14 protein-coding genes are annotated in these 12,021 nt (G+C 59.4%); 12 read left to right on the top strand and 2 right to left on the bottom strand.

Translation table 11 applies throughout. The features are described 5' to 3' along the window. The first annotated feature begins 420 nt into the window (after positions 1–420). From ACM62R_RS13740 to ACM62R_RS13690, 11 genes are all read left to right on the top strand, one after another. Positions 421–1,290 carry an HpcH/HpaI aldolase/citrate lyase family protein gene (locus tag ACM62R_RS13740; RefSeq protein ID WP_415184613.1) on the top strand — a complete coding sequence of 290 codons (870 nt, stop codon included), beginning with the start codon at positions 421–423 and terminating at the stop codon, positions 1,288–1,290. An 11-nt stretch (positions 1,291–1,301) separates the two neighbouring features. Further along, positions 1,302–1,856: an NnrU family protein gene (locus ACM62R_RS13735; protein WP_415184612.1), complete on the top strand. Its 555-nt coding sequence runs from the start codon at positions 1,302–1,304 to the stop codon at positions 1,854–1,856. Next, on the top strand, positions 1,853–2,056 hold the full coding sequence (locus tag ACM62R_RS13730) for a DUF1737 domain-containing protein (protein WP_415184611.1): 204 nt from the start codon (positions 1,853–1,855) through the stop codon (positions 2,054–2,056). The genes ACM62R_RS13735 and ACM62R_RS13730 overlap by 4 nt, the downstream gene beginning before the upstream one ends. Next, the gene (locus ACM62R_RS13725; protein ID WP_415184610.1) at positions 2,056–3,087 is read left to right on the top strand and encodes a MaoC family dehydratase; all 1,032 of its coding nucleotides are present in this window, start codon (positions 2,056–2,058) and stop codon (positions 3,085–3,087) included. Before ACM62R_RS13730 ends, ACM62R_RS13725 begins: the two co-directional genes overlap by 1 nt. A 210-nt stretch (positions 3,088–3,297) precedes the next feature. After that, positions 3,298–3,681, top strand: a complete 384-nt coding sequence (sdhC, locus tag ACM62R_RS13720) for a succinate dehydrogenase, cytochrome b556 subunit (protein ID WP_415184609.1) — start codon at positions 3,298–3,300, stop codon at positions 3,679–3,681. Between the two features lie 10 nt (positions 3,682–3,691). After that, entirely contained in the window at positions 3,692–4,063 is a 372-nt protein-coding gene (gene sdhD, locus ACM62R_RS13715) for a succinate dehydrogenase, hydrophobic membrane anchor protein (protein WP_415184608.1), read from the top strand. Between the two features lie 12 nt (positions 4,064–4,075). Then, positions 4,076–5,881 (top strand): succinate dehydrogenase flavoprotein subunit, encoded by a 1,806-nt coding sequence (sdhA, locus tag ACM62R_RS13710; protein WP_415184607.1) that lies wholly within the window; start codon positions 4,076–4,078, stop codon positions 5,879–5,881. Continuing rightward, on the top strand, positions 5,881–6,186 hold the full coding sequence (locus tag ACM62R_RS13705; protein ID WP_415184606.1) for a hypothetical protein: 306 nt from the start codon (positions 5,881–5,883) through the stop codon (positions 6,184–6,186). Before sdhA ends, ACM62R_RS13705 begins: the two co-directional genes overlap by 1 nt. A 2-nt stretch (positions 6,187–6,188) precedes the next feature. Next, a complete protein-coding gene (locus ACM62R_RS13700; RefSeq protein ID WP_415184605.1) occupies positions 6,189–6,965 on the top strand; it encodes a succinate dehydrogenase iron-sulfur subunit in 777 nt (258 codons plus the stop codon). A gap of 157 nt (positions 6,966–7,122) precedes the next feature. Next, on the top strand, positions 7,123–7,269 hold the full coding sequence (locus ACM62R_RS13695; RefSeq protein ID WP_415184604.1) for a hypothetical protein: 147 nt from the start codon (positions 7,123–7,125) through the stop codon (positions 7,267–7,269). Positions 7,270–7,488: 219 nt separating this feature from the next. Then, positions 7,489–9,141, top strand: coding sequence for an FMN-binding glutamate synthase family protein (locus ACM62R_RS13690; protein WP_415184603.1), 1,653 nt, complete (start codon positions 7,489–7,491; stop codon positions 9,139–9,141). Between the two features lie 93 nt (positions 9,142–9,234). On the opposite strand, the gene ACM62R_RS13685 is transcribed toward ACM62R_RS13690, so the two are convergent. Together ACM62R_RS13685 and ACM62R_RS13680 are read right to left on the bottom strand one after the other, a co-directional pair. Further along, entirely contained in the window at positions 9,235–9,720 is a 486-nt protein-coding gene (locus tag ACM62R_RS13685) for an AsnC family transcriptional regulator (RefSeq protein ID WP_415184602.1), read from the bottom strand. Then, positions 9,717–10,205: an Lrp/AsnC family transcriptional regulator gene (locus ACM62R_RS13680; protein ID WP_415184601.1), complete on the bottom strand. Its 489-nt coding sequence runs from the start codon at positions 10,203–10,205 to the stop codon at positions 9,717–9,719. The genes ACM62R_RS13685 and ACM62R_RS13680 overlap by 4 nt, the downstream gene beginning before the upstream one ends. 552 nt (positions 10,206–10,757) lie before the next feature. Between ACM62R_RS13680 and ACM62R_RS13675 the strand changes: the two genes are divergently transcribed. Further along, positions 10,758–11,957 carry an NnrS family protein gene (locus tag ACM62R_RS13675; protein ID WP_415184600.1) on the top strand — a complete coding sequence of 400 codons (1,200 nt, stop codon included), beginning with the start codon at positions 10,758–10,760 and terminating at the stop codon, positions 11,955–11,957. Positions 11,958–12,021 lie beyond the last annotated feature (64 nt).

Here is a 12,021-nt window from a genome sequence, read left to right as displayed (position 1 = left end):
GCACTCGCAACAGCCGCATGACCCCGTCGCCGACCTTTGGCCCAGGCAAAGCCGCGCCGACCGAAAGCGCCGACAACTGGTAGCGCGGCGGATACGGATGGGAATGCAAATTCATGGCATGTGGACCCCCCCGTGGGCCCTTGCGCTGGTTTGCTTTGGCGCCCTCGACGATGCCTGAACGACCCTTATCCCAAGCCCTTCCGATAGCCGTCGGCATCAGTATCCTTCCGCGCCAGAGGGTGTCTTTGGCCTTTTTATGTGCTTTGGTGCGGGCTTGGCGATGGGGCGGGGGCTGGAAGATTGGATTAACGGCCTGGGCGTTCCTGATTTGGTTGGATTTTCTGCGTTGCGGCAAAAGAGGGCTTGCTGAAAGTGCCGCGGATGTGGACTTTGGCGAAAGATAATTACGAGGAGAGAATCATGGACCCGCGTCAGGACGACCGTGCACGGCCCTATCGGTCGGTGCTTTATATCCCCGGATCAAAAGAACGCGCGCTGGAAAAGGCGCAAGGGCTGGCGTGCGATGCGATCATTTTTGATCTGGAGGATGCAGTCGCGGTTGAGGAAAAACCGGCGGCGCGGGTGCTTTTGGCGCAGGTTTTGAAGCAGAGAGACTACGGGCGGCGGGCACGGATTGTGCGGATCAACGGGTTTGATACCGAATGGGGGCGCGAGGATGTGGCGGCCTTTGTGGGCGCAGACATCGAGGCGATCCTGATCCCCAAGGTGTCTTCGGCGGCGGATCTGGATGTGGTGGCGCAGGCTATTCCCGATGTGCCGTTGTGGGCGATGATGGAAACCGCGTTGGGAATGTTGAACGCCGCCGAGATTGCCGCGCATCCGCGGCTGGCGGGGATGGTGATGGGCACCAACGATCTGGCCAAGGAACTGGGCAGCCGTTACCGCGCCGACCGTTTGGCGATGCAGGCCGGGCTGGGGCTGTGCCTTCTGGCGGCGCGGGCGCATGGCAGGATCATTGTCGATGGCGTTTATAACGCGTTCAGGGATGACGACGGGTTGCGGGCCGAATGCGATCAGGGCCGCGACATGGGTTTTGACGGCAAGACGCTGATCCATCCCGCGCAATTGGCCATTGCCAATACCGCCTTTGCCCCCTCAGAGACCGAGATCGACCTTGCCCGGCGGCAGATTGCTGCGTTTGAGGCGGCGCAGATGCAGGGGCAGGGCGTGGCGGTTGTGGATGGCAAGATTGTTGAAAACCTGCATATTGTAACCGCGCGGCAGATGCTTTCAAAGGCCGAGGCGATTGCCGCGCTGATCGCAGATTGAAAGGTATCCCCATGACCCTGTTGAGTATCGGCATTCTGCTTTGGGTGCTTCCGCATCTATTCAAACGGCTTATGCCGCGGCAGCGCCGGAAAATGGAGCCGCAGGGGCGGGCCATGGTGGCGGGGTTGGTGGCACTGTCGATCCTGCTGATGATCATTGGCTATCGGATGGCGGCGGTGGTGCCGCTTTATGCGCCGTTGCCGGGGATGGGGCATGCCAACAACACGTTGATGCTGGTGTCGGTCTATCTGTTCGGGGTGGGCGGCGCGCGCAGCCTGCTGATCGACCGGATCCGGCACCCGATGCTCTGGGGGGTGGTGCTTTGGTCGGTGGCGCATTTGCTGGTGAATGGCGATCTGGCCTCGGTGGTGCTGTTTGGCGCGATGGGGATCTGGGCGGTGCTGGAGATGGTGTTGATCAACCGTGCGGGTCCGTGGAAGCGGCCGAAACCGGGCACGATTGGCGGCGATGTGCGCAACCTGTTTGGCACGGCGCTGGTCTTTGGGTTGATCGTGCTGGTCCACACCTGGCTGGGCTATGATCCGTTCCTGGGGACTTATCCATGAAACTATATCGGCTGCTGACCGAGCAGGACACCTCGGCGTTTTGTCACAAGATCTCGGCCGCGCTGGCGAAGGGCTGGGTTTTATATGGCGACCCGTCCTATGCCTATGACGCGGGGGCCGGGGTGATGCGCTGTGCGCAAGCGGTGACCAAGGAGGTGGCGGGCGACTACCGCCCGGACCTGAAACTGGGAGAGCAGTGATGAAGACCAATCCGGGCCGCTTTTTTGAGGATTATCGGCTGGGCGAGATGATCGTCCATGCTGTGCCGCGCACCGTTTCTGGGGGGGAAAGGGCGCTTTACCATGCGCTTTATCCGGCGCGGGGGGCGCTTTATTCCTCGGACGAGTTTGCGCGTGGGATGGGGCTGGCGGGGGCGCCGGTTGATGATTTGGTGGCGTTCCATGTGGTCTTTGGCAAGACGGTGCCCGATATCAGCCTGAATGCGGTGGCCAACCTTGGCTATGCCGAAGGGCGCTGGCGTCAGCCGGTTTACCCCGGCGATACGTTGCGCAGCCAGTCGACGGTGATCGGGTTGAAGGAAAACTCGAACGGGAAATCGGGCGTGGTCTGGGTGCGGACCGAAGGGCTGAACCAGCGCGGCGAGGTGGTGTTGGACTATGTGCGCTGGGTGATGGTGCGCAAGAACCGGCTGGATGTGCCCGCGCCTGACCCTGTGGTGCCGCCGCTGGCCAAGGCGGTCGCCCCCGAGGCGCTGGCAATCCCCGAAGGGCTGGATTTCAGCGGTTATGACTTTGCGCTTGCCGGAGAGCCGCACCGCTGGGGCGATTACGCCTTGGGCGAACAGATCGACCATGTAGACGGCGTGACGATCGAAGAGGCCGAGCATATGCTGGCCACGCGGCTGTGGCAAAACACGGCCAAGGTGCATTTCGACGCGACCTTCCGCGATAATGGCAAGCGGCTGATCTACGGCGGCCATATCATCAGCCTGGCCCGCGCGCTAAGCTTTAACGGCCTGGCCAATGCGCAGATGATTGTCGCGCTGAACGGCGGGGCGCATGCCAACCCCTGTTTCGCCGGCGATACGGTGAAGGCCTGGTCCGAGGTGCTGGACCGTGCCGAAACCAACGCCCCCGGTGTGGGCGCAATCCGGTTGCGCACGGTGGCGGTAAAGCAGGGCGCGGCGCCCTTCGCACTGCGCGGCGAGGATGGCAAATACGTCCCCGAGGTGCTGCTGGATCTGGATTATTGGGCGCTGATGCCGGTTTGACGCAGCCGAGTCGTTTTAACGCCAGAATGTGATCACAGGGTGAAAAAACGTGATCACAAAACGATAATTCTGCACTTTTGCGATGGAAAAAGCGCAAAATGATGCGGTGGACTAGGTGACTTGGCTAAAAAATGGGCTATTGGTAAGACTGAATTCCGGCCAGCACCCCGCGGCACGCCCGCACGGTGCGCAGCGACAGAGGGAAGTGACATGGCTGAAGCGAAACGGGTGGTTCGCCCCCTTTCCCCACATTTGCAGATCTACCGTCCGCAAATGACCTCGATATCTTCAATTTTGACACGTATCACCGGCAACGGGTTGATCGTCGGCGTTTTGTTGGCGGTCTGGTGGCTGCTGGCTGCGGCTGTCGGGCCTGAGTATTTTGCCACGGCAAATGCGGTGGCAACCTCTTGGTTCGGGGATCTGGTATTTACGCTGTCGCTATTGGCGGTTTGGTACCACTACCTGGCGGGGCTGCGGCACCTTTATTGGGATTCAATCCACGGGATGGATATTGAAACCGCTGAAAAGCTGGGCTGGGTCTGTGTCATCGGGTCGGTCGTGCTGACGCTTATCACCCTCGTTCTGGTCTGAGGAGGCAACCATGCATTATATCACTGACCGCAAACGCGCCGAAGGCAACGGGGCCTCGGGAACCGGAACCGAACATCATTGGCATATGCAGGTGTCATCCGTGGCGCTAGCATTTTTGGTGCCAACTTTCATCTATATCTTTGGCAATGCGCTGGGGCAGGGGCATGAGGCGGTTCTGGCCGTCTTTGCGCGCCCGTTCACCGCAATCCTCACGGCGCTGGTGATCACGGTGTCGATGATTCATTTTGCCAAGGGCGCCACGATGATGATCGAGGATTACACCAAGGGTCTGACCCGCAAGGTCGCCGTTATCGCGACGGTGTCGCTATCTTACGCGATCATCGCCACCGGCCTTTTCGCTTTGGCCAAAATCGCGCTTTGAAGGAACTGACAGATGGCTGTATACGATTACGAGACGCATGATTATGACGTCGTGGTGGTGGGCGCCGGTGGCGCCGGTCTGCGCGCGACACTGGGCATGGCTGAACAGGGGCTGCGCACCGCGTGCGTGACCAAGGTGTTCCCGACCCGCAGCCATACGGTGGCGGCGCAGGGCGGCATTGCAGCCAGCCTGGGCAATATGGGCCCGGACCATTGGCAGTGGCATATGTTTGACACCGTCAAGGGCGGTGACTGGCTGGGTGATACCGACGCAATGGAGTACCTCACCCGTGAGGCGCCCAAAGCGGTTTATGAGCTGGAGCATTATGGTGTGCCCTTCTCGCGGACCGAAAGCGGCGAGATTTACCAGCGCCCGTTTGGCGGCATGACCACCGAATTCGGTGACGGTCCGCCGGTGCAGCGCACCTGCGCCGCTGCCGACCGCACGGGGCACGCGATCTTGCACACGCTTTATGGGCAATCGCTTAAGCACAACGCGGAATTTTACATCGAATACTTCGCTATTGATCTGGTGATGTCCGAGGATGGGCGTTGCCAGGGCGTCGTCTGCTGGAAGCTTGATGACGGCACGATGCATGTGTTCAACGCCAAGATGGTGGTCCTGGCCACGGGGGGCTACGGGCGCACATATTTCAGCGCAACCTCTGCCCATACCTGCACCGGTGACGGCGGTGGTATGATTGCGCGGGCCGGTTTGCCGCTGCAAGACATGGAGTTTGTGCAGTTTCACCCGACGGGGATTTACGGCGCAGGTTGCCTGATCACCGAAGGCGCGCGCGGTGAAGGCGGCTATCTGACCAACAGCGAAGGCGAACGCTTCATGGAGCGTTACGCACCGAACTACAAAGACCTCGCACCGCGCGATTATGTGTCTCGATCCATGACGATGGAAATTCGCGAAGGGCGTGGGGTGGGGCCAGATGGCGACCACATCTTCCTCAACCTGTCGCATCTGCCCGCCGAGGCGCTGCACGAGCGCCTGCCCGGAATTTCCGAAAGCGCCAGGATCTTTGCCGGCGTCGACGTAACAAAACAGCCGATTCCGGTGATTCCGACAGCGCACTACAACATGGGTGGCATCCCGACCAATTACCACGGCGAGGTGCTGAACCCGACCGCCGAAGACCCGAACGCGGTGGTGCCGGGGTTGATGGCGGTGGGCGAGGCGGGCTGTGCAAGCGTGCATGGCGCGAACCGTCTAGGCTCCAACAGCCTGATCGACCTTGTGGTATTCGGCCGCGCTGCTGCGATCCGCGCGGGGAAGGTGATCGACCACGAAAGCCGTAACGGCCCGATGAACCAAGCCTCGATCGACAAGGCGTTTGCGCGGTTCGACGGGATCAGAAATGCCAATGGCAGCACCCCCACCGCCGAGCTGCGGTTGGAGATGCAAAAGACCATGCAGGCAGATGCGGCGGTGTTCCGGACCGCAAAGACGCTGGCGGAAGGCGTTGAGAAGATGACGGCAATTGCCGGCAAACTGGCCGATCTCAAGGTCACGGACCGCAGCCTCATCTGGAACACCGACCTGATGGAGACGCTGGAATTGACCAACCTGATGCCCAATGCGCTGGCAACGATCGTTGGCGCCGAGGCGCGCCACGAAAGCCGCGGCGCCCACGCGCATGAGGATTTTCCCCAGCGTGATGACGAAAACTGGCGGGTCCATACAATCAGCCGGGTGAACGGCAACAAGGTCGAGCTGTCCTATCGCCCAGTAGTTGTTGCCCCGCTGACAACCGAGGCGGAAGGCGGCATCAACCCGGCCAAGATTGCGCCGAAAGCGCGGACCTTCTGATGGCCAGTTGCCGCATCCTTGCGGGTGCGCCTGCGCTGGCCCTTTTGGCGGCCTGCGGCCCGATCCCTCTGGACCGGGCCGAGGACCAGTGCCTACGCCAGGCCGAACTGGCCGAACGGCCGCGCGGCGAGGTTGGCGTGGGAATAAATTCCAGCGGGCGCGCTGCCGGGGATCTCAGGCTTGAGGTCACATCGGACTATCTTATGGGACGCGATCCTTCCGAGGTCTACGCATCCTGCGTTTATCAAAAATCCGGCCAGCTTCCATCGCGGCCGCTCTATTCCCGAACAGATTGGAAGGGATAATCATGGTTCAGTTCACGCTTCCCAAAAACTCGAAAATCCGCGTCGGCAAGACATGGCCGAAGCCCGAGGGCAAGAACGTCCGCAAATTTCAGATTTATCGCTGGAACCCGGACACAGGTGAAAACCCGCGGGTGGACACCTATTTCATTGATATGGACAAATGCGGCCCGATGGTTCTGGACGCGCTGATCAAGATCAAGAATGAAATCGACCCAACGCTGACCTTCCGCCGGTCCTGCCGTGAAGGGATTTGTGGCTCCTGCGCGATGAACATCGACGGGATCAACACCTTGGCCTGCATTTACGGGCTGGATGAGGTCAAGGGCGATGTGAAGATCTATCCCTTGCCGCACATGCCGGTGGTCAAGGACCTGATCCCCGATCTTACCCATTTTTACTCCCAGCACGCCAGCATCATGCCTTGGCTGGAAACCAAAACCAACCGCCCGGCCAAGGAATGGAAGCAGTCCATTGATGACCGCAAGAAACTGGACGGGCTTTATGAATGTGTCATGTGCGCCTGTTGCTCGACCGCCTGCCCAAGCTACTGGTGGAACTCGGATCGCTACCTAGGGCCGGCCGCGCTGCTGCACGCCTATCGCTGGATCATTGACAGCCGTGATGAGGCCACAGGCGAACGCCTGGATGCGCTGGAAGATCCGTTCAAGGTTTATCGTTGCCATACGATCATGAACTGCACCAAGACCTGCCCGAAGGGGCTGAATCCGGCCAAGGCGATTGCGCAAATCAAGAAACTGATGGTCGACCGCGTCGTCTAAGCGTTTTGGGATAAGAATCAGGGCCGCCGATTTTTGTCGGCGGCCTTTTGCTGCAATGCAGCAGGTGCATGGCGCAATTGCAGCATCGGTTATGGTGACGGGCACGTTAACTTGCTAAATACAGCGCGGGGAGGCTGTGCGACATCTGGAGAGTCCGATGACCCTGACCAAACCTGCCCCTTGCAAATCTGCAACACCGACCGAAGACACGCTGGCCTATTTCAGCTTTTTGCCCGAAGGCCCGATCACGTTGCCCGCATTGACGCCGCTGGAGCAATTGTACGGTTACTACAACATGAACTGACCCTGCCTTCGATGAAGGCAAGCTCTGGGGCCGCCGCTGGCCTAACTGACGCGCAGCCCGGCCTGCCGCCGATAGCGTAGACCGGGCTGGTGATCTTGCTGATTGGGGTTCCCTGCATTCTTTCACAGCAAGGTGAGAACCTTGAACCAAAATTTTTGGCGGTTATAAGCTGATCTCGATTCCCCCACCTGCGGGATAACTGATTTGAGGTGGCTTTCCATGCTCACGACGCATTTCCAAAAACGCTATTTTCCGCTGATTGCAGCGTGCCTCGCGGCACTGATCTGTGGCTATGCGGTGATTGTGACGCCGTCCATCTGGATGATTGCGTTTTTCACTGTTTTTGCGGCCCTTTCGGTGATTGGCCTCTATGACCTCGTGCAGGCCCGACATGCGGTTTTGCGCAACTATCCTATCATCGGACATATCCGCTACCTGATGGAGGCGATACGTCCGGAAATTCGGCAGTACCTTTTGGAGAGCGACCGCGACGAAGAACCGTTCAGCCGTGAAACGCGCAGCCTGGTCTATCAAAGGGCGAAAGGCGTCGAAGATAAAAAGCCGTTCGGCACCTCAGAGCGCATTTACGAGTCTGGCTATGCCTGGGTTACGCACTCGGTCGCGCCGAAACACATTGTCGATTGCGATTTCCGGGTTCGCATCGGCGGCAGCCAATGTAGCCACCCGTATGACGCCTCAATCTACAACATTTCCGCGATGAGCTTTGGGGCGCTTTCGGCAAATGCCATCAAGGCCCTGAATCTTGGCGCAAAGCTGGGTGGTTTTGCGCATGATACAGGCGAGGGGGGCATCAGCACCCACCATCACCAAGGCGGCGATCTTATCTATCAGGTCGCGTCGGGTTATTTCGGGTGCCGCACTGCGGATGGCCGGTTCGACCCCGAGAAATTTACCGCACAAGCTGCCAACCCACAGATAAAGATGATCGAAATCAAGCTGAGCCAGGGTGCGAAGCCCGGTCATGGTGGGATGCTGCCTGCGTCAAAAATCTCGGAAGAGATTGCCGCAGCCCGTGGTATTCCGATGGGGGTAGATTGCATTTCACCCCCATCCCATAGCGAGTTTTCTTCCCCGATTGAACTGATGGGCTTTGTGGCGCGTTTGCGCGATTTGTCAGGCGGAAAGCCGGTGGGCCTTAAACTCTGTATCGGCCATCGTCGGGAATTCATGTGTATGGTCAAGGCAATGCTGTCAACCGGCACGGTTCCCGACTTTATTGTTGTGGACGGCAAGGAAGGGGGAACGGGCTCCGCGCCCCTCGAATTTGCCAACCGGGTTGGTATGCCGATGCTAGAGGGGCTGCATTTTGTCCATAACACCCTACGCGGTGCCGGTTTGCGTAGCGAAGTGCGCATCGGTGCTGCTGGCAAGATTGTCACCGCATTCGATCTTGCCCGCGCCCTCGCGCTTGGGGCGGATTGGTGCAACTCGGCCCGCGGTTTCATGTTCGCGATCGGTTGTATTCAGGCGCAGGCGTGCCACACCAACAAATGTCCTGTCGGCATCACGACGCAGGACAAGCAACGCCAACGCGCGCTTGACCCGGGTGACAAAAGTACCCGAGTGGCGCGGTTTCATCAAAATACCTTGAAAGCCCTGGGCGAGATTGCGGGTGCCGCGGGTCTTGAACATCCGGGGGATTTTCTGCCCTATCACTTTATGTTCCGTCAAATGGATGGCGCATTTCGTGACGGCAACGAGGTTTATGCCTACCTTCCCGACGGGTTCCTTCTTGAAAAAGAGAAATACCCGGACCTGCGTGATTGGCATGGCCGCTGGAGCCGTTCAGCCGCCGACAGTTTCGCACCAAAAGAAATTCCGCATGGGCCCTACAGCATCGCCGCACAGTAGGCGTAATTCAACGCATCCGGCCTGCCCGCGCCATGCCGGGCGGGCCTGATCCGCGATGATTCCTTTTGATGCCTCGGAAAATGTGAGGTGACCTTAAGGGTTAGGGGTAAGGCACAACTTGCTTTTCTTCAGAAGGCGGGTTGAAAATAACACATCACTGCTGCGTAACGCCGGGCCAAGGATTGCCGCGATCTCGGCGCAATGCGCGGTAACCTGGTCCCGGTCAGTGCCGTGGATCATCGCAAAAAGGTTATAGGGCCACTCGGGCAGCTTGCGCGCGCGCAGGTAGCAATGCGTCACAAAGGGTAATGCCGCGATCTGCGCGCCAAGTTGCAGCGCGCCGTCATCTTCAATGTCCCAAACACTCATGCCGTTGGCGGCTAGCCCCAACGCGTAATGGTTGGGGGCCAGTGCGATACGGCGGATAATGCCGCGCGTCTGCATGGCCGACATTCGGGCGATCACTTCGGCCTCGGTCAGGCCCAGCCAGCCTGCAACCTCTGCATAGGGCGCTGAAACCAGTGGCAGCCCCGACTGGGTGGCCTTGATGATGGCGCGGTCCTTTGCGTCGATACTCATGCCTGCACCCGGTGTCCGATGGGAAATTCGTAGGTATCGGGGAAACGGTGCAGAGTTAGCCCCGTTTCCTTTTCAATCGCGGCGGCGACCGCCTCAATGCCTTGCACCGTGGCCGCGGCCAGCCCAAACCACATGTTCAGCCGATGCGTCCGTTCATAGTTATGCGCAACCTCGGGATGCGCATTGATCAACGCTGTCACCTCATCAAAACGGTCTTCGGGAACCTCAAGCGCGCATAGACAAAAGGCCCCCCCCATCGCTGTCGCGTCAAAGTAAGGGCCAAAACGCGTTATTGCCCCGATGTCACGCAAACGCCCGATCCGATCAATCAGGTCGGCTTCGTCAAGGGGGTCATCAGGCAAATCAAGCGCCAGTGCCGCCTCTGCAAAGGGCGCGGGGCTAAGGGGGAATCTGTCTTGCAGCATGTTCAAAATACGCCGGTCAGTCGCATCCAATGCGTCTGCGGGCAGTGGTAATCGTCTCATGACGTGACCTCCGGGGTGCGGATGTGCCTCAGATTGGCCCGCCGCATGCAGCGCATCAAAAACGTCATCCTGCGCCCGGCCTTCTCAAGCCGGATCCATCTTGCGCATAAGATCCCAGCATCACCGGGTGGCGTGGCGCTTTTGAGATGCATGGGGGCGGGTGTTATCAAGGCATGGCTCCGACTGAATTCTGGCTGGGCATTGAAATGTATTTGCGGATTTAAGGGTGAGATCATCAATCGAAGTTAGAGATGCAACTGCAACCCTACCTTGACTTTTGTTAAGGCCGAAAAGGCGGTTTTCACGCCTCTTTCGCATTGCCGCGATCTTTGGTGGAAATTTCAAACTCTGGTCAATGAAAGGCACTCGCCGCCAGCGCGGAACCACGCGTCGACCAACCGGCTGTTTCTAACCGATGCTGCGGGAACGACGTTCGACGCGCCGGGCGAATAGAGCTATCTTTACGCGCCGCGCTGGAAAAGCCATGAAACGGTTGGCAAGGCCATAGCCCCCCAATGAGTTGATCGTTCAACGCCTGTGAAAGGAAACCCGATGATCGCCATGTTCTGCCGTGTCTTTGGCGAAGGGTTTCGCGTGTTTTTCATAGCTGCCGGACTTTACGGCGTTTTCGCGATGATTGTCTGGGAAGGGTGGCTGGGGGTCCATGCCGCCGGGGGCATGGTCAGTGACATGCCTTTTTCACCCGTGCCGCATATCTGGCACGGACATGAGATGATCTTTGGCTACGCGACCGCAGCGTTGGGGGGGGCTTTTCTGACTGCAGTCCCAAACTGGACCGGGGCCCCGGCGGTGCGACGACAACTGGTTATGGCTCTGGCCGGGTTGTGGCTGGCCGGGCGCCTGGCAATCTGGACCTCGGCCAGCTTGCCGGCGGGGCTAGTGGCGACGGTCGATCTGGCATTTTTGCCAGCGTTGGGTGCAACAATCACGGCGCAACTGCTGAGAAGGCCAAAGCCGCAAAACATCCTGCTTTTGGGTGCGCTAGCCATGCTATGGGGGGGTAATCTTCGGATGCATGCCGATTGGATGGGCTGGTCGTGGGGGGATGCGGTGGCCGGTTTACGCGCAGGATTGCTGGGCGTGGTAGCGATGATTGCGATGTTGGGCGGGCGCGTCACCCCCGCGTTCACCCGCAATGCGATGCAGCGCGCGGGGCAGGGCGCCCGTCTGCCGAAATCTTTTCGGCCTGTTGAGTTTCTTTCGATTACGACAGCGATGGGTTTGCCCGCCGCGTATCTCTTTGGCCTGCCCGACGTCCTGACGGGGGCTCTCGCGGTTCTGGCTGGGGTGCTTATTCTGGTGCGCCTATCGGGTTGGCGCAGCCTCTGGGCGCTGAACCTTGCGATTCTGTGGCCTTTGCATCTGGCGTATGCATTTTTGGGATTGGGGTACCTGGCGCTGGGGCTTTCCGTCTTTGGCACCGGTAGCGAGGTTGCCGGGTTGCATCTGCTGGGAATCGGCGCCGTGGGTGGCATGACGCTTGCCATGATGAGCCGTGCAAGCCTGGGTCACACCGGACGGCAATTAATTCTTCCGGAAATGATGGTGCCGGCATTCCTGTTGGTTGCCTTGGCGGCTGGCCTGCGGTGGGCGGGGTCGGTTTGGCCGGGTGTCTACTATCCGATGGTGCTGGGGGCGGGGGCGGCGTGGATTGTGGCTTTTGCGCTGTTCTTGACCGTTCTCGGGCCCATTCTTCTTGGTCCACGGCAATCTGCCCCGCAGAACGGTTGATGTTCCGAAACTTTCCTGACATATTCGATCACAGTTGACTTTAGTTAAGGCGAGTCAGCCGCTC

The sequence above is a fragment of the Phaeovulum sp. genome (genome assembly GCF_047638075.1).
Taxonomy (GTDB): domain Bacteria; phylum Pseudomonadota; class Alphaproteobacteria; order Rhodobacterales; family Rhodobacteraceae; genus UBA6197.
The sequence above is the reverse complement of the archived record's forward strand: the minus strand, read 5'-3'. Positions and strand labels throughout refer to the sequence as shown.

Excerpts from the sequence above, each read along its gene's own strand:
- sdhA (WP_415184607.1), top strand. The coding sequence starts at position 4,076 with ATGGCTGTATACGATTACGAGACGCATGATTATGACGTCGTGGTGGTG.
- ACM62R_RS13740 (WP_415184613.1), top strand. The coding sequence starts at position 421 with ATGGACCCGCGTCAGGACGACCGTGCACGGCCCTATCGGTCGGTGCTT.
- ACM62R_RS13690 (WP_415184603.1), top strand. The coding sequence starts at position 7,489 with ATGCTCACGACGCATTTCCAAAAACGCTATTTTCCGCTGATTGCAGCG.
- ACM62R_RS13695 (WP_415184604.1), top strand. The coding sequence starts at position 7,123 with ATGACCCTGACCAAACCTGCCCCTTGCAAATCTGCAACACCGACCGAA.
- ACM62R_RS13675 (WP_415184600.1), top strand. The coding sequence starts at position 10,758 with ATGATCGCCATGTTCTGCCGTGTCTTTGGCGAAGGGTTTCGCGTGTTT.
- sdhC (WP_415184609.1), top strand. The coding sequence starts at position 3,298 with ATGGCTGAAGCGAAACGGGTGGTTCGCCCCCTTTCCCCACATTTGCAG.
- ACM62R_RS13725 (WP_415184610.1), top strand. The coding sequence starts at position 2,056 with ATGAAGACCAATCCGGGCCGCTTTTTTGAGGATTATCGGCTGGGCGAG.
- ACM62R_RS13735 (WP_415184612.1), top strand. The coding sequence starts at position 1,302 with ATGACCCTGTTGAGTATCGGCATTCTGCTTTGGGTGCTTCCGCATCTA.
- ACM62R_RS13730 (WP_415184611.1), top strand. The coding sequence starts at position 1,853 with ATGAAACTATATCGGCTGCTGACCGAGCAGGACACCTCGGCGTTTTGT.
- ACM62R_RS13685 (WP_415184602.1), bottom strand. The coding sequence starts at position 9,720 with ATGAGTATCGACGCAAAGGACCGCGCCATCATCAAGGCCACCCAGTCG.
- ACM62R_RS13700 (WP_415184605.1), top strand. The coding sequence starts at position 6,189 with ATGGTTCAGTTCACGCTTCCCAAAAACTCGAAAATCCGCGTCGGCAAG.
- ACM62R_RS13680 (WP_415184601.1), bottom strand. The coding sequence starts at position 10,205 with ATGAGACGATTACCACTGCCCGCAGACGCATTGGATGCGACTGACCGG.
- ACM62R_RS13705 (WP_415184606.1), top strand. The coding sequence starts at position 5,881 with ATGGCCAGTTGCCGCATCCTTGCGGGTGCGCCTGCGCTGGCCCTTTTG.
- sdhD (WP_415184608.1), top strand. The coding sequence starts at position 3,692 with ATGCATTATATCACTGACCGCAAACGCGCCGAAGGCAACGGGGCCTCG.